This is a genomic window from Aeromonas sp. 600948, from assembly GCF_049174875.1.
GTDB lineage: Bacteria > Pseudomonadota > Gammaproteobacteria > Enterobacterales > Aeromonadaceae > Aeromonas > Aeromonas veronii_A.
On record NZ_JAAKTY010000003.1, the window covers coordinates 160,390 to 175,859 of the forward strand.

Sequence of the window (15,470 nt, forward strand, 5' to 3'; positions counted from 1 at the left end):
GTATAGGTCAACATTACTGTGTATGCATCCAGTATATACTGGTCTTATATACAGTAAAGAGGGCGCCGCCATTTTTAACACAGGAAAGCCGCGCCAGTGCGCCATGGCTATGAAAATGCGGTACTGATATGAGGGTGCAGGGGAAGTTGCAATGAAAGAAAAGAGAAGGGCGCCAATTCAGGCGCCCTTCTCTGGTAATGCCGTTGTCGGTCAAAGCTGATTAGAACAGCTTGCTGCCCCAGCCGAGCTTGTTGCGCAGCACATGGAAATAGCTGTAGTCGAGGGGATGCACCAGATGAAGCTGGTGGTGGCTCTTCTTGATCAGGATCTCGTCCCCCGGGTGGACCGCCAGCGTCACCTGGCCGTCACAGCTCACCTGCATGGCATCGTCCTGATTGTCCGGCGAGACCAGCAGCCGCACTTCGCTGTCGGCATCGAGCACGATGGGGCGACTGCTGAGGGTATGCGGGAACATTGGCACCAGCGTGATGGCGTTGAGCTTGGGGGTGAGGATGGCGCCACCTGCTGACAGGGAGTAGGCGGTCGAGCCGGTCGGTGTGGCGACGATGATGCCGTCCGAACGCTGGCTATACATAAAGCTGCCATCGATATAGACCTCGAACTCGATCATATGGGCGATCTTGCCCGGGTGCAGCACCGCCTCGTTGACCGCAAGATTACTCGACTTGCGCTCGCCGTGGCGATAGACCGAGGCCTCAAGCAGGAAGCGGTGTTCGCTCTTGTAGTGGCCGGAGAGCACCTGCTCCAATGGCAGCAGGTAATCCTGCGGCGAGAGATCGGTCAGAAAGCCGAGGTTACCCCGGTTGACCCCGATCACTGCTACATCGAAGCGTGACAGCACTCGCGCCGCCCCCAGCATGTTGCCGTCACCGCCGACCACGATGGCGAGATCGGCCTGCTGGCCCAGTTGTACCAGATCCATCACGTTTTCATCGAGGATGCTCAGGGTCTGGGCGACCCGGCTCTCCACCAGTACCCGAAAGCCGCGGGCGGTCAGGTATTGATGCAGGCCGGTCAGCGTCTGGTTGGCCCCCTCATGGTGGGGTTTGCCAATCAGGGCGATGGTTTTGAACGGAGAATCCATAGTCAGTCAGATCTGGGATGGGTATTGCGGGCCAGTATACAGTGCTTTGCTCCGCTTGTGACGCTCTCCCGTGTGACGGAGCTGGCTATCCCCTTGAGGCTACTGGTTAAACGATGAGCGGTAACCCGGATAAACCGACGGTTGCGGCTATTCAGCAACCCAGATTGCCCTTTACCCCTTGAAAGCCGGGGATGCATCCCCATAATAGCGCCAACATAGTCGGTCTGTTGTCGTCCGGTCGCTCAACCAGACGTCAGGGCCCTCATAAGTAACCCCGGAATTGGAGATGTCATGAACCACGAAGAGCAAAAGGTTGAAGCGATGGAGCAAGTGGAAGCCCAGCCAGTCGAGCCGACCGATGTAGACAGTGAAGTGACAGCCGAGCAGGCCCGCATTGCCGAACTGGAAGCGCAGCTGGAAACCGCCATCCAAAAAGCGGCGGAAGAGCGTGAACGCGCCCTGCGTACCGCCGCCGAGATGGAGAACCTGCGTCGTCGTACCGAGCTGGATGTGGAGAAGGCGCACAAGTTCGCTCTGGAGAAGTTCGCCAATGAACTGCTGCCGGTGCTGGACAACCTTGAGCGAGCCATCGAACTGGCCGACAAGGAGAACGAAGCCCTCAAGCCGATGATCGAAGGTGTCGAGCTGACCCTGAAATCCATGCAGAGCGGCGTGGCCAAGTTTGGTCTGGTAGCGCTCGACCCGATCAACCAGCCGTTTGACCCCAACGCCCATCAGGCGATGAGCATGGTGCCGAGTGCCGATGTGGCCCCGAACACCGTCATTGCAGTGATGCAGAAGGGCTATGACCTCAACGGTCGGGTGATCCGTCCGGCCATGGTGATGATCGCCAAAGCGGTCGACTGATTGGCTGTGGGTGCCCGAGCCCGCCCTGTGGCGGGCTTTTTGTTTCGCAGTGCAGCACCTGTTCATCTTGCCCGGTTTACGGCTCAACGTGATCGCGCAACCATGACAAAGGGTGTGGTTTTTTTAGGTTGGGGCTTGAAGCTGCGTCTGGCGACCCCATATAGATAGCAAGGCCGCGGCGGCACAAAAAATTTGATGCCGGGAGCTTGAAAGCCAGATTGGCAGCCCCCACCTAGCCGTTAACGCATTAAGGCGAGTTCCTCGCCAGTTTATTCAAAGTATTTGGAGATTCGTCAAATGGGTAAAATCATCGGTATTGACCTGGGTACTACCAACTCCTGCGTCGCTATTCTGGATGGCGACACTGCTCGCGTGATCGAGAACGCAGAAGGCGATCGTACTACTCCGTCCATCATTGCCTATGCCGATGATGGCGAGATCCTGGTTGGTCAGCCGGCCAAGCGTCAGGCAATCACCAACCCGAAAAACACCCTGTTCGCCATCAAGCGTCTGATCGGTCGTCGTTTTGAAGATGAAGAAGTGCAGCGTGACCTGAAAATCATGCCGTACGCCATTGCCAAAGCTGACAACGGTGACGCCTGGGTTGAAGTGAAGGGCAAGAAAATGGCACCGCCGCAGATCTCTGCCGAAGTGCTGAAAAAGATGAAGAAGACCGCCGAAGACTACCTGGGTGAGCCGGTCACCGAAGCCGTTATCACTGTTCCGGCCTACTTCAACGACGCCCAGCGTCAGGCTACCAAGGATGCCGGTCGCATCGCTGGTCTGGATGTAAAACGCATCATCAACGAACCGACTGCAGCTGCTTTCGCCTATGGCGTAAACAAGGTCAAGGGCGAGCGCAAGGTTGCCGTATATGACCTGGGTGGTGGTACTTTCGATATCTCCATCATCGAGATCGACGAAGTGGAAGGTGAAACCACCTTCGAAGTACTGGCGACCAACGGTAACACCCACCTGGGTGGTGAAGACTTTGACAACCGCGTCATCAACTATCTGGTAGACGAGTTCAAGCGTGAGCAGGGTATCGACCTGCGCAACGACCAGCTGGCTCTGCAGCGTCTGAAAGATGCCGCCGAGAAGGCCAAGATCGAGCTATCTTCTGCCCAGCAGACCGACGTCAACCTGCCGTACATCACTGCAGATGCCACCGGTCCGAAGCACATGAACATCAAGGTGACCCGCGCCAAGCTGGAATCCCTGGTAGAAGACATGGTGAAAGATTCTCTGGAGCCGGTTCGTGTCGCCCTGAAAGACTCCGGTCTGGCAGTTGGCGAGATCGACGACGTGATTCTGGTTGGTGGTCAGACCCGTATGCCACTGGTTCAGAAGACCGTTGCCGAGTTCTTTGGCAAAGAGCCGCGTAAAGACGTCAACCCGGACGAAGCCGTGGCCATGGGTGCTGCCATCCAGGGGGCCGTACTGTCCGGTGACAAGACCGACGTACTGCTGCTGGACGTTACCCCGCTCTCTCTGGGTATCGAAACCATGGGCAGCGTGATGACTGCGTTGATCGAGAAGAACACCACCATCCCGACCAAGAAGTCCCAGGTGTTCTCCACTGCCGAAGACAACCAGTCTGCCGTGACCATTCACGTGCTGCAGGGTGAGCGCAAGCGCGCCAGCGACAACAAGTCTCTGGGCCAGTTCAACCTGGAAGGCATCCGTCCGGCTCCGCGTGGTCTGCCGCAGATCGAAGTGACCTTCGACATCGATGCCAACGGTATCCTGCACGTCTCTGCGAAGGACAAAGAGACCAACAAAGAGCAGAAGATCACCATCCAGGCCTCCTCTGGCCTGTCTGATGAGGAGATCGAACGTATGGTACGCGAAGCCGAAGCCAACGCGGCCGAGGACAAGAAGTTTGAAGAGCTGGTACAGGCTCGCAACCAGGCTGATGGTCTGGTCCACTCCGTACGCAAGCAGATCACCGAAGCCGGTGAAGCCCTGCCTGCCGACGACAAGACCAAGATCGAAGCCGCTCTGAGCGAGCTGGAAACCGCCATCAAGGGTGACGACAAGGCTGCTATCGAAGCCAAACAGCAGGCTCTGCTGGAAGCGTCCCAGAAGCTGATGGAGATTGCCCAGCAGCAGGCTCAGGCCCAGGGTGCAGCCGGTGCTGATGCCGGTCAGTCCTCCTCTTCTGCCAAGGCTGACGACGACGTTGTCGACGCCGAGTTCGAAGAAGTGAAAGACGACAAGAAGTAAGCCCGACCCAGATGGGCGAAGCAGGCTTCGCTCATCGGCTTAGTCAATGAATTTACGGGCGTTGGGTGACCAACGCCCGTCTGCGTAACCACAGGATGAGTATGTCGAAGCGCGATTTCTACGAAGTGCTCGGGGTGTCAAAAGGTGCCGACGAGCGCGAGATCAAGAAGGCGTACAAGCGTCTGGCCATGAAGTATCACCCTGACCGCAATCAGGGCGATGCCAGTGCCGAAGAGAAGTTCAAAGAGGTCAAAGAGGCCTACGAGGTGCTGACTGATGCCAACCTGCGCGCCCGCTACGATCAGTACGGTCATGCCGGTGTCGACCCGAGCCAGGGTGGCGGTGGCCACGGTGGCTTTGGCGGCGGTGCCGACTTCGCCGACATGTTTGGTGACGTATTCGGTGACATCTTCGGCGGTGGCCGTGGTGGTGCCCGTCGTGGCCCGGCCCGTGGCTCCGACCTGCGTTATACCATGGAGCTGACGCTTGAAGAGGCGGTGCGCGGGGTCTCCAAGGAGATCAAGGTGCCGACTCTGGTCCACTGCGAAGTCTGTAACGGCTCCGGTGCCCACACCGGCAGCAGCGCCCAGACTTGCCCGACCTGCCACGGCTCCGGCCAGGTGCAGATGCGTCAGGGCTTCTTCGCGGTTCAGCAGGCGTGTCCGCACTGTCACGGTCGCGGCAAGATCATCAAGGATCCGTGCCGCAAGTGCCACGGTGAAGGTCGCTACCAGCGCACCAAGACCCTGTCGGTGAAAATTCCGGCGGGTGTCGATACCGGCGACCGCATCCGTCTCTCCGGTGAAGGGGAAGCGGGGGAAGCGGGAGCTCCGGCAGGGGATCTCTACGTACAGGTGCACGTCAAAGAGCACGAGATCTTCGTGCGTGACGGCAACAACCTCTACTGCGAAGTGCCCATCAGCTTCACCGCAGCTGCCCTGGGTGGCGAGATTGAAGTGCCGACCCTGGATGGCCGCGTCAAGCTCAAGGTCACTCCGGAGACCCAGACCGGCAAGATGTTCCGCATGCGTGGCAAGGGCGTGAAGTCAGTACGCTCCGGTCAGGTAGGGGATCTGATGTGCAAGGTGGTGATCGAGACTCCGGTCAACCTCACCGAGCAGCAGAAAGAGCTGTTGCGCCAGCTGGACGAATCCTTCAGCGGCGCCGCTGCCAAGACCCACAAGCCGAAATCGGAAGGCTTCTTCGAAGGGGTGAAACGCTTCTTCGACGATCTGACCAAGTGATGGCATAGACCCGTGTCGATATAAAGAGAGAGGGAGGCGTGATGCCTCCCTCTCTTTTATCTTGAACTATCGGAGATGGCGGTGGTTTGGCTGCCCCCATCTGCTGTGCGCTGTCAGGCAGCAGCCAGTGACCCACAGAGGAAGGCATAGGCGAAACCAAAATAGATCAGCACGCCCAACAGATCCATGATCGAGGTGAGCATGGGGGAGCTGAGGGTTGCCGGATCAGTCCCCATCTTCCGTGCGGCAAACGGCAGGACCAGACCAAGCAGGCTGCCAACCACAGTCACCGTCATGGCAGAGAGGCTGACAATCATGACGATGTCCCAGCCGATGCTCTTGCTCCAGAATGCCATCACCCCTTCCAGCAGGGCGACACCCAGCCCCAGAGCCATTGCGACGGGCAGATCGCGCCGCAGCACGAAAAAGAAGTCACGCATGCTCAGCTTGATCTGACCCATGCCCATTGCCCGGATCACCAAGGTGGCCGACTGGCTGCCCGAGTTGCCCCCCATGTCGATAATAGGGGCAATAAAGGCTGCGAGGATCAGTACTTCGCTGATGAGTTCTTCCTGAGCGGCGACCAGATTGCTGGTCAGTATGCCGAATACGGTCAAGACCGCCAGCCAGAAGAATCGGGCGCTGAACATGTTAAAGGTGCTGGATGCGCGAAGATCAAGTTCGGGACCTCCCAGCGCAGCCGTACCACCGAAGCGGGCAATCCGGTTGGCATCTTCCTCTTCGGCAACATCCATTGCATCATCCACGGTCACCATGCCGAGCAACTGCTGATCCTGATTCAATACGGGGAGGGCCAGCAGGTTGTAACGGGCGATCATCTCCGCGGCTTCGCCTTTGGGGGCATCGGCCTGAATACTCACCAGCTCGCGCTGCATAATGGCCGAGATGGGGGTTTTGCTGTCGGCGAGAAACAGTTCGCGCAGGGAGACAACCCCGATGAGGCGGCGCATTTCATCCACGACATACAGGGTATAGATGCTCTCCCTGTCGGCAGCAGTGCTGCGCAGCCGTTGCAGCCCCTCTCCCACAGTGATGTCAGCCGTCAGGCTGGCACAATCCGAGCTCATGATGGAGCCGACGAGGTTTTCCGGGTAAGAGGCCAACCGTTGCGTATCCTCACGTTCTTCATCTGTCATCGCATCGAGCAGGGTCTGGCGCAAGGCTGCGGGCAGACGATTGTAGAGATCGGCTCTGTCATCGGGGGATAGGCGGGTACACAACTCCTCCAATTGGGGCTTGGCCATGGAACGTACCAGGCTGGCCTGAATATCGCTGGGCAGATGGCGGAAGATGCGTGCGGCACGCAATGCAGGAACCAGATTGAGAAAGGTATGAATATGTTTATCTGTCAGGCGGTTTATCGCTTGTGCCAGATCGACCTCATGAATATTCAGGCTGAGACTCTGGATCCCCATACGATCCTTGTTTTGCAGCAGTACATACAGTTGTTGGTGAATATCTTGGTATTGCATTTATATATCCTTTAATACATCAGCCTGGAAAATAGAAAATAGAATTCCGACTGACATCACATCAGCAAAAATAGATAAGGAAATAACGCCCGAAAATTAATCCGGACTAGTCGCCGATACCGGCTCCAGGGTCAGGGTCCATGACACACCTCCTGATTGATGTAAAGAATCGTCATATGCTTACCCGTCAATAGCCACGCATGGGGAATGAACAGGTGTTGCACTCGGCACAAGTAAATGAAGGTGGAGCGGATCGCGGGACGGTCGTCGCCCGGCTAGCGGCTGTTGCCATCTCCCATGCCACCTTGTCAAAAGCCTTGTGGCTACTGACCTGCAGCGATAGAGGTTCGCCATCGTTGACGCACGCCAGAGGCGGAAAAACATGGCGTGATGAGGTAACAGTGGTAATGACATGGTGACCCTGATATCAGGAGAAGACCCATGCAGGCATTATTTACGCATCCAGTCTGTAGCATTGGATGGCGTCAGTAACAGACATCGAGTGAATACAGGGAAGGAATTGCACTCAGGTGCAAATAAACCGCTCTCCGCATAGTGCGAGATAGCGGCAGAACAATCTGCGGGGATCTCGCGACTCAGGTATTGGCTGACGAGCTCAACAACCTACTGTCATCTGATGAATTGCCCACTGATGGTCTCCGTTATTAATCAATGCTGCGATGCTACTGGAATGGTTCTTATTGGTAAATAATTAATCCACCGCCAGAAACATTTAGAAACATCTTTATTGATATTTTGGTAATTGAACGACAGGAATGTCGCGTATTCAGCCATATCGCATGCGTGATCGGTATTATTTACGCTGCTTTGTAGCCGAACCTGATGGTGTAATGCGTGTAACAATCTCCACCAACAGAATGACGCATAGGGTATGCCGATACCTGGCAGACCCATCGCCAGCACCCTGATCCGGTTGGTGGTGAGGTGCCCCCCTTCCTATTCACATTGTCAGGGTCGCTGCTCGCAGAATCGGGATCCGCCTTATTGAGTGGATCCTGATGAGGGATCCTCCTCACAACTCCCGCCAATTCCTGCTGTACAAATGTTATCCCGCTCACACTGTTGCTGAAACGGTTTAGTTGTCATATTGAGTTAGCTAAATTGGTTTAGCTATGCTCTGGCTGTCGATAACAACAGCGCCCGTCCGGGCCACAGATGACAGGTGAGGAAGATGATGATGTTCAAGAGCAAGTTGGCGCTGGCGGTAGCGCTGGGATTGGGGATGAGCAGCCCGCTGTGGGCGGCGCAGGCGAGTATTGCAGGTGAGAGTGTCGAGGCCAGATTGGCGGCGCTGGAGGCGCGGGTACAGGCAGCCGAAGCGAGAGCCGAGGCGGCAGAGAGCCGTGCCAGTCAGGCGGAAGTGAAGGCGAGTGCGGCGAGCGAGCAGGCGCAGGTGGCCGACAACCGCAGCCAGCAGGTGGATGAGAAGACCGCTGGTGCCCAGGGCTTCGAGTTTCACGGCTATGCCCGCTCGGGCCTGTTGGTCAACAGCAATGGCAACGGTGGGCGCGGCGGCCCCTACATCACGCCAGCCGGTTCGGTGGGCGGGGCCGTCGGTCGCCTTGGCAACGAGGATGACACCTACATGGAGGCCAACCTGCTGAAAACCCAGACCTTTGAGGATGGCAGCTGGGCCCGCTACAAGCTGATGCTGGCGGATGGGGTGGAGACCAGCAACGACTGGACCGCCAGCTATTCAAGCCTCAATACCCGTCAGGTGTTTGCCGAGATCGGCAATCTGGCGAGCTTCGACGGCCCCTTCAAGAATGCGGTGCTGTGGGCGGGCAAGCGCTTTGATCGGGACAACTTCGATATCCACTGGCTCGATTCCGACGTGGTGTTCCTGGCCGGTACCGGCGGCGGCGTCTACGACGTGCAGCTGGCCGACAGCTGGAAGGCCAACTTCTCCCTCTATGGCCGGGATTACGGCGACATCAGCGCCAGCGGCCTCTCCGATATCGAGAGCTACATCCTCACCATGAACAACCGCGTCGGCAACTGGCAGTGGATGGTGAACGGTCTCTCGGCCAAGGACAATGACGCCCGCATCAATGACAAGGGGGCGGGCAGCGAGGCGGCGGACAAGGGGGCACACACCCTGCTGGCCTACCACGGCGAGAGCTTCTTTGGCCTCAACCCCGGTTTTGCCAAGGCGGCGGTGCTGTACGGTCATGGACTGGGGGCCGAGGTCAAGGGGCTGGGCTCTGACAGCGAGCTGTTGCCGGACGCCGATGCGGTGCGGGTCGCCGTGTTTGGCGCCACCGATCTCAACTCGCGCTGGCGTTTTGCCCCGGCCCTGCTGGCCGAGCAGAGTCTGGATCGCTACGTGAAAGGGGACGAGTACCGCTGGCTCACCTTCAATACCCGGGTGGCGCAGGTGCTGAGTCAGAACGTCGAGCTGGTCTACGAGGCGGCCTGGCAGTACATGGATCTCGATCCCAAGGGTTACAAGGGACGCCAGGCGGTGAACGGCAACTTCACCAAACTCACCTTCGCCCCCACCTTCAAGGCGCAGACCGCCGGATTCTTCGAGCGGCCTGAGCTTAGGGTGTTCGCCACCTGGATGGACTGGTCCTCCGAGCTTGACAACTACGCCAGCGACGATGCCATGGGTCAGAGCAACTTCACCGCCGGTGGCGAGTGGAACTTTGGCGTACAGATGGAAACCTGGTTCTAGTTCGTTATCCCGATCACAAAAATGGCAGCCGGTGCCGAGATCTGTTGGTTGGCTAAAACGGTTTAGCTGATAATGTCAGCCACCAGAACAGAGTTCGGGTTTGACCGTGGATCCGATGCAGCAGTGGAGTAGCAAGGTGACGAATCGTGTGTGGGTAATGGGGGATGCGGTGGTGGACTTGATCCCGGAAGGGGCGTTGCACTACCTCAAGTGTCCGGGTGGCGCCCCTGCCAATGTGGCGGTTGGTGTGGCACGGCTGGGTGGCGATGCGGCCTTTATCGGCCGGGTTGGTGCCGATCCGTTCGGCCGCTTTATGGCCGACACCTTGAGCGGGGAGGGGGTGGATATCGGTGCGCTGCGGCTCGATCCAGACCATCGCACCTCTACCGTGCTGGTGGCACTGGATGATGAGGGGGAGCGCAGCTTCACCTTTATGGTGCGCCCCAGTGCCGACCAGTTCCTCACCCCAAATGAGTTGCCCCGCTTCGACGCCGGTCAGTGGCTTCTCACCTGCTCCATCGCGCTCGCCAACGAGCCGGTGCGCACCAGCAGCCTGCAGGCCATGGCGGCCATCAAGGCGGCTGGCGGGCGAGTCTGTTTCGACCCCAACCTGCGCCCCGAGGTGTGGGGAAACCCCGCCGAGATGCTGCCGCTGGTGCGTCAGGCCATTGCACAGGCGGATGTGGTCAAGCTCTCCATTGAGGAGCTGCAACTGCTGAGTGGAGAGGATGAACTGGTCGCTGGGCTTGCCACTCTCTCTGGCCCGGCGCTGGTGCTGGTGACCAGAGGGGCGGCCGGGGTGGTGGCTCGCCTTGATGGCGAGTTGCTGGAGTGGGTGGGGCAGAAAGTGACGCCCATCGACACCACGGGGGCGGGGGATGCCTTCGTCGCCGGTCTGCTGGCGGCGCTGGCCGGGCGGACCTCGCTGCCGACTCTGGCCGAGCTACCCGCCATCCTGGCTCAGGCCCACGGCAGCGGGGCGCTCGCCACCACCGCCAAGGGGGCGATGACGGCGCTGCCGACCCGCACCGAACTGGATGCCTTTTTGCGATCAGGCGCAAGCGGCTGTTGAGCTGAGGCTAGAAGCCCGGTGCAACAGCCCCTACTCTCATGTGACTAGGGCCCGCCAGCGTGGCGGGTCATAAGAGGAAGAATATGAATATCAGTGCGATAGCCAAGGATCTGGTGCCCCTGCTCGGGGGCAAGGAGAACATTGTCAGCGCTGCCCACTGCGCCACCCGGCTGCGGTTGGTGCTGGCCGATGACAGCAAGGTAAACAAGGCCGCCATCGACAAGCTGGAGGGGGTCAAGGGGTGCTTTAGCAACGCGGGCCAAATTCAGGTGATCTTCGGCACCGGTCTGGTCAACAAGGTCTATGCGGAGTTTGTGACGCTGACCGGTACCGGCACCGCCAGCAAGGCGGAGCTGACCGACATGGCGGCGGCCAAGCTCAACGTGGCCCAGCGGTTGGCGCGAACCCTCTCCAACATCTTCGTGCCGATCATTCCGGCCATCGTCGCCTCGGGCTTGCTGATGGGGCTGCTTGGCATGGTGCGCACCTACGGCTGGGCCAATGCCGACAGCGCCCTGTTCGTGATGCTCGACATGTTCAGCTCGGCGGCCTTTATCATACTGCCGATCCTCATCGGCTTTACGGCGGCGCGGGAGTTTGGCGGCAATCCGTACCTCGGGGCGACCCTTGGTGGCATCCTCACCCACCCGGCGCTGACCAACGCCTGGGGCGTGGCCGGTGGCTTCAAGACTATGGACTTCTTCGGGCTGGATGTTGCGATGATCGGCTATCAGGGCACCGTCTTCCCGGTGCTCTTGGCGGTCTGGTTTATGTCCCATCTGGAGAAGCAGCTGCGCAAGCGCATTCCGGATGCGCTGGATCTGATCCTCACCCCGTTTTTGACCGTCATCATCACCGGTTTCGTGGCGCTGCTCTTTATCGGCCCGGCGGGTCGGGTATTGGGGGATGGCATCTCGTTCGGTCTGAGTGCCCTCTATGAGCAGGCGGGCTGGCTGGCGGGGCTGGTGTTTGGCGGCACTTACTCGCTTATCGTCATCACCGGCATCCACCACAGCTTCCATGCCATCGAGGCGGGGTTGTTGGCCAATCCGCAAATTGGCGTCAACTTCCTGCTGCCCATCTGGGCCATGGCCAACGTGGCACAGGGTGGGGCTTGCCTCGCGGTCTACTTCAAGACTCGTGATGTGAAGATCAAGGCCATTACCGTGCCGGCTGCCATGTCCTGCCTGCTGGGCATCACCGAGGCTGCCATCTTCGGGGTGAACCTGCGCTATATCAAACCTTTCCTTGCCGGTCTGTTTGGCGGGGCCTGCGGCGGCGCCTACGTGGTGGCGGCCAAGGTGGGGATGACGGCGGTAGGGCTGACCGGTATTCCCGGCATGGCCATCGTCCAGCCCATGAGCCTTATTCACTACATCATCGGGCTGGTGATCGCCTTTGGTGCCGCCTTCGCCGCTTCCTACCTGCTCAAATACAAGGTGGAGTGATGAAGGAAAGCGATCTTCTCAACCAGATTGTCCGGTCGCTGCTGGCCGGACAGCTCAAGGCGGCGGCCGATCCCCATCGGCCCCGCTGGCATCTGGCAGCCCCGGTGGGGCTGCTCAACGATCCCAACGGCTTTATCGAGCACGACGGGCGCTACCACCTCTTCTACCAGTGGAATCCGCTGGGCTGCGAGCACCGCAACAAGGGCTGGGGCCATGTCACCTCCACCGATCTGCTGCATTGGCAGCACGAGCCGGTGGCGCTGTTGCCCACCGAAGCCTATGAGAGCCACGGCTGCTATTCGGGCTCTGCGGTGAGCGACGAGCAGGGGCGTCTGACCCTTATCTACACCGGCAATGTCAAATACCCGGATGGCAGCCGCACCGCCTATCAGTGTCTGGCCCGCGCCGACGGTGAGGGTGGTTTTGCCAAGCTGGGGCCGGTGCTGGATCTACCCGCAGGCTACAGCGGCCACGTGCGCGACCCCAAGGTGTGGCACGACGGCAAACAGTGGCTGATGGTGCTGGGAGCCCGCACCCTGGATGACAAGGGGGAAGTGCTGCTCTATCGCGGCGAGACCCTGCAAAGCTGGCAGCGGGTGGGCCCCATCGCCGGTAGCGGGCGAGGGGAGCTGGGTGAGTTTGGCTATATGTGGGAGTGCCCGGATCTCTTCCCGCTGGGGGAACGCCATGTGCTGATCAGCTGCCCGCAGGGGATTGCCCCGGCGGGCGAGGATTATCGCAACCTCTACCAGTGCGGCTGGCTGGCGGGCGATTTTGATGGCGAGCGCTTCGCCCACGGGGCTTTCCACGAGCTGGATCGGGGCTTCGAGTTCTATGCGCCGCAAACCACCCGAGACAGTCAGGGGCGCCGCCTCCTGTTCGGCTGGCTGGGGCTGCCGGAGGAGAACGAGATGAGCCAGCCTACGATCGCTCACGGCTGGATCCACCAGATGAGCTGCCCGCGGGAGCTGTTCTGGCAGGATGAGTGGCTCTGCCAGCGGCCAGTGGCGGAGCTTGCGGCGCTCAAGGGAGAACTGACCCGTTTCGAGGGGACGCTTGGCGAGTTTCCGGGGCTGGCCATCGACTCGGCCTGGCTCGATATGGAGCTCTGCGATGAGGGGAGCCTCTGGTTCGGTGCCGTGGCCGAGCTGGTGTGGCAGCCGGGGCGCATCACCTTACGGCGCCAGAACTGGCAGAGCGGAGCGTGGGAGACCCGCAGCAGCCCATGGGCTGGCGGGCGGATCACCGTCCTGTGCGATCGCTCCAGTCTCGAGTGTTTCATCGATGAGGGGCGGCACAGCCTGTCGGCGCGCTACTTCCCCGGGGAAAAGCCGCAACTTTCATCAGGTAACGGCGATGATGGCTGCAAAATTTGCCTCAATCACTGGTCGCTGTCGGCGTGCCTAGTACAATAGCCCGGTTCTAGTCAGCCGGGAGGCCAGGTGGAGAAGAAGAAACGGATCACGATTGCCCAGATCGCCGAACTGGCGGGGGTGTCCAAGGCGACCGCCAGTCTGGTGCTCAACGGGAAGAGTGCGGAGTACCGGATTGCCGACGATACCCGCAAGCGCATTCAGGCGGTGGCGGAGGAGTGTCACTACCTGCCGAGCTTTCACGCCCGCTCCCTGCGCGAGACCCGCAGCTACACCTGGGGGTTGGTGATCCCCGATCTCACCAACTTCGGTTTTGCCCGCATTGCCCGTGCCCTCGAGGCCTACTGCCGGGAGGCGGGCATCCAGCTGCTGATCGCCTGCTCCGAGGATGATCCCGCCCTCGAGCAGCGGGTGGTGGACAACCTCATCAGCCGTCAGGTGGATGGGCTTATTGTCGCCTCCAGCGGCCACAGCGATGACATCTATGCCCGCATCCACGACCGCCTGCCGGTAGTACAGCTCGACCGCCATATTGGCGAGTCGCGCCTGCCCATGGTGATCTCCGATGCCTGCAAGGCGACAGCCGAGCTGGTGCGGGACATGGCCAGCGAGTGCGGAGAGGAGATCTACTACTTCGGCGGTTTGCTGGATCTCTCCCCCAGCCGTCACCGGCTGGCGGGCTATGAGCTGGGGCTCCATCGCGCCGGTTTTGAAGCCGATGCCGCCCGGGTGCGCCATCGCGACTACCAGCCGAGCTCCGGTTATCAGCTGATGGCTGAGCTGGTGGCCGAGCTGGGAGCGCCCCCCAAGGGGCTCTTTACCGCCTCCTTTACCCTGCTGGAAGGGGTACTGCGCTACCTCAACGAGGCGGGGTTGATGGAGACAGGGATGCGGCTGTGCACCTTCGACGATCACGACCTGCTCGACTGCATTCCCATGCGAATCGACTCGGTGGCGCAGGATTGTCCGGCGCTGGCCCTCGCCGCTTTCGAGCTGATGCAGCAACTGATAGCGGGCAGTCCTCCCGCACAGACCGCCCAGGTGATCACCCCCAGGGTGCGCTGGCGCAGCCGCCGCTAGCCACTCTTCGCTCATCCATATGAAAAAGCCCCGCCATTGCTGGCGGGGCTTTTTGCTGTGGGCGGGTGGCTCGTTCCTCTGGCCGGCAGCTCAGTCGGTGGTACTGGCGCGCCAGAATATCTGCTTGATATGGGGATGAATGCCGAGTTTCACCATCAGGGCATCCAGTTCGTCGCCATCAATGGAGGTGGCCAGCAGCACCGCCGAGATCTCCAGATCCCTCTCGCCAAATGGCTCGATGTCGAGCTCGCTCATGGGATAGTTGGCCTGCTCCAGCATCTCCTCGAGCCAGTGCAGCACCTCCTTTTGATGCTCACGGGGGGTCAGGGCAGTCACCTTGTAGGTGACTTCAGTATCCAGATTGTCTACCGGGCGACGGTTGATCTGGTTGACCAGCGGTCTCAGCAGGGTGTTGGCGGCCAGCACGAACAGGGCGCCCAGAATGGCCTCCATGGCGAGCCCGGCGCCACAGGCGGCGCCGACCGCAGCGACACCCCACAGGGTGGCGGCGGTGTTGATGCCACGGATATTGCCCGACTCGCGCATGATGACGCCGGCGCCGAGAAAGCCGATGCCGGAGACAATATAGGCCACCACATGGACCACGTTGTAGTTGCCGCCGTGCAGGTCATAGATTCGCTGGGCCAGGCTGACGAACAGGGCGGCTCCCACGGCGACCAGCACGTTGGTGCGCAGGCCCGCGGTACGTTGGCGGTACTGGCGCTCCAGCCCGACCAGACTGCCGAGCACAAAGGCGAGCAGCAGGCTGGCCAGAGTGTCGAGCAGTGAGAGCATGTCTAGTTGTTGCCACATCTTCATGGCGTACTCCTTCTTATGAAAGCTGGCTTGGCACAATCCATGATG

At 60.0% G+C, this 15,470-nt stretch carries 11 protein-coding genes; 8 read left to right on the forward strand and 3 right to left on the reverse strand.

Annotated elements, in window-relative coordinates:
- Nucleotides 1-220: 220 nt before the first annotated feature.
- Nucleotides 221-1,105 (reverse strand): NAD(+) kinase, encoded by an 885-nt coding sequence (nadK, locus tag G5182_RS03860; RefSeq protein WP_005338038.1) that lies wholly within the window; start codon nt 1,103-1,105, stop codon nt 221-223.
- 291 nt (nt 1,106-1,396) lie between these two features.
- Between nadK and grpE the strand changes: the two genes are divergently transcribed.
- The 3 genes from grpE (at nt 1,397) to dnaJ (ending at nt 5,442) form a co-directional block, all read left to right on the forward strand.
- Nucleotides 1,397-1,972, forward strand: a complete 576-nt coding sequence (gene grpE, locus G5182_RS03865; protein WP_005338036.1) for a nucleotide exchange factor GrpE — start codon at nt 1,397-1,399, stop codon at nt 1,970-1,972.
- A 297-nt stretch (nt 1,973-2,269) separates the two neighbouring features.
- On the forward strand, nt 2,270-4,198 hold the full coding sequence (gene dnaK, locus G5182_RS03870) for a molecular chaperone DnaK (protein ID WP_216979160.1): 1,929 nt from the start codon (nt 2,270-2,272) through the stop codon (nt 4,196-4,198).
- 101 nt (nt 4,199-4,299) lie between these two features.
- The gene (gene dnaJ, locus G5182_RS03875; protein ID WP_421230679.1) at nt 4,300-5,442 is read left to right on the forward strand and encodes a molecular chaperone DnaJ; all 1,143 of its coding nucleotides are present in this window, start codon (nt 4,300-4,302) and stop codon (nt 5,440-5,442) included.
- Between the two features lie 113 nt (nt 5,443-5,555).
- Here the strand turns inward: dnaJ and mgtE are convergent, their stop codons facing one another.
- Entirely contained in the window at nt 5,556-6,935 is a 1,380-nt protein-coding gene (gene mgtE / locus G5182_RS03880) for a magnesium transporter (RefSeq protein WP_421254199.1), read from the reverse strand.
- A 1,192-nt stretch (nt 6,936-8,127) separates the two neighbouring features.
- On the opposite strand from mgtE, the gene G5182_RS03885 reads away from it, so the two are divergent.
- The 5 genes from G5182_RS03885 (at nt 8,128) to G5182_RS03905 (ending at nt 14,606) form a co-directional block, all read left to right on the forward strand.
- Nucleotides 8,128-9,633: a carbohydrate porin gene (locus tag G5182_RS03885; RefSeq protein WP_421249140.1), complete on the forward strand. Its 1,506-nt coding sequence runs from the start codon at nt 8,128-8,130 to the stop codon at nt 9,631-9,633.
- A gap of 115 nt (nt 9,634-9,748) precedes the next feature.
- Nucleotides 9,749-10,705: an aminoimidazole riboside kinase gene (locus G5182_RS03890; protein WP_421249141.1), complete on the forward strand. Its 957-nt coding sequence runs from the start codon at nt 9,749-9,751 to the stop codon at nt 10,703-10,705.
- 83 nt (nt 10,706-10,788) lie between these two features.
- Nucleotides 10,789-12,153: a sucrose-specific PTS transporter subunit IIBC gene (locus G5182_RS03895; protein WP_040065997.1), complete on the forward strand. Its 1,365-nt coding sequence runs from the start codon at nt 10,789-10,791 to the stop codon at nt 12,151-12,153.
- Entirely contained in the window at nt 12,153-13,568 is a 1,416-nt protein-coding gene (locus G5182_RS03900; RefSeq protein WP_100646368.1) for a glycoside hydrolase family 32 protein, read from the forward strand. Before G5182_RS03895 ends, G5182_RS03900 begins: the two co-directional genes overlap by 1 nt.
- A gap of 27 nt (nt 13,569-13,595) precedes the next feature.
- Entirely contained in the window at nt 13,596-14,606 is a 1,011-nt protein-coding gene (locus G5182_RS03905) for a substrate-binding domain-containing protein (RefSeq protein WP_005359254.1), read from the forward strand.
- 90 nt (nt 14,607-14,696) lie between these two features.
- On the opposite strand, the gene G5182_RS03910 is transcribed toward G5182_RS03905, so the two are convergent.
- Nucleotides 14,697-15,425 (reverse strand): MgtC/SapB family protein, encoded by a 729-nt coding sequence (locus G5182_RS03910; RefSeq protein ID WP_201990472.1) that lies wholly within the window; start codon nt 15,423-15,425, stop codon nt 14,697-14,699.
- Nucleotides 15,426-15,470 lie beyond the last annotated feature (45 nt).

Coding starts and splice junctions, on each gene's coding strand:
- G5182_RS03895 (WP_040065997.1), top strand. CDS start 10,789: ATGAATATCAGTGCGATAGCCAAGGATCTGGTGCCCCTGCTCGGGGGC.
- grpE (WP_005338036.1), top strand. CDS start 1,397: ATGAACCACGAAGAGCAAAAGGTTGAAGCGATGGAGCAAGTGGAAGCC.
- G5182_RS03890 (WP_421249141.1), top strand. CDS start 9,749: ATGCAGCAGTGGAGTAGCAAGGTGACGAATCGTGTGTGGGTAATGGGG.
- nadK (WP_005338038.1), bottom strand. CDS start 1,105: ATGGATTCTCCGTTCAAAACCATCGCCCTGATTGGCAAACCCCACCAT.
- G5182_RS03900 (WP_100646368.1), top strand. CDS start 12,153: ATGAAGGAAAGCGATCTTCTCAACCAGATTGTCCGGTCGCTGCTGGCC.
- mgtE (WP_421254199.1), bottom strand. CDS start 6,935: ATGCAATACCAAGATATTCACCAACAACTGTATGTACTGCTGCAAAAC.
- dnaK (WP_216979160.1), top strand. CDS start 2,270: ATGGGTAAAATCATCGGTATTGACCTGGGTACTACCAACTCCTGCGTC.
- dnaJ (WP_421230679.1), top strand. CDS start 4,300: ATGTCGAAGCGCGATTTCTACGAAGTGCTCGGGGTGTCAAAAGGTGCC.
- G5182_RS03885 (WP_421249140.1), top strand. CDS start 8,128: ATGATGATGTTCAAGAGCAAGTTGGCGCTGGCGGTAGCGCTGGGATTG.
- G5182_RS03910 (WP_201990472.1), bottom strand. CDS start 15,425: ATGAAGATGTGGCAACAACTAGACATGCTCTCACTGCTCGACACTCTG.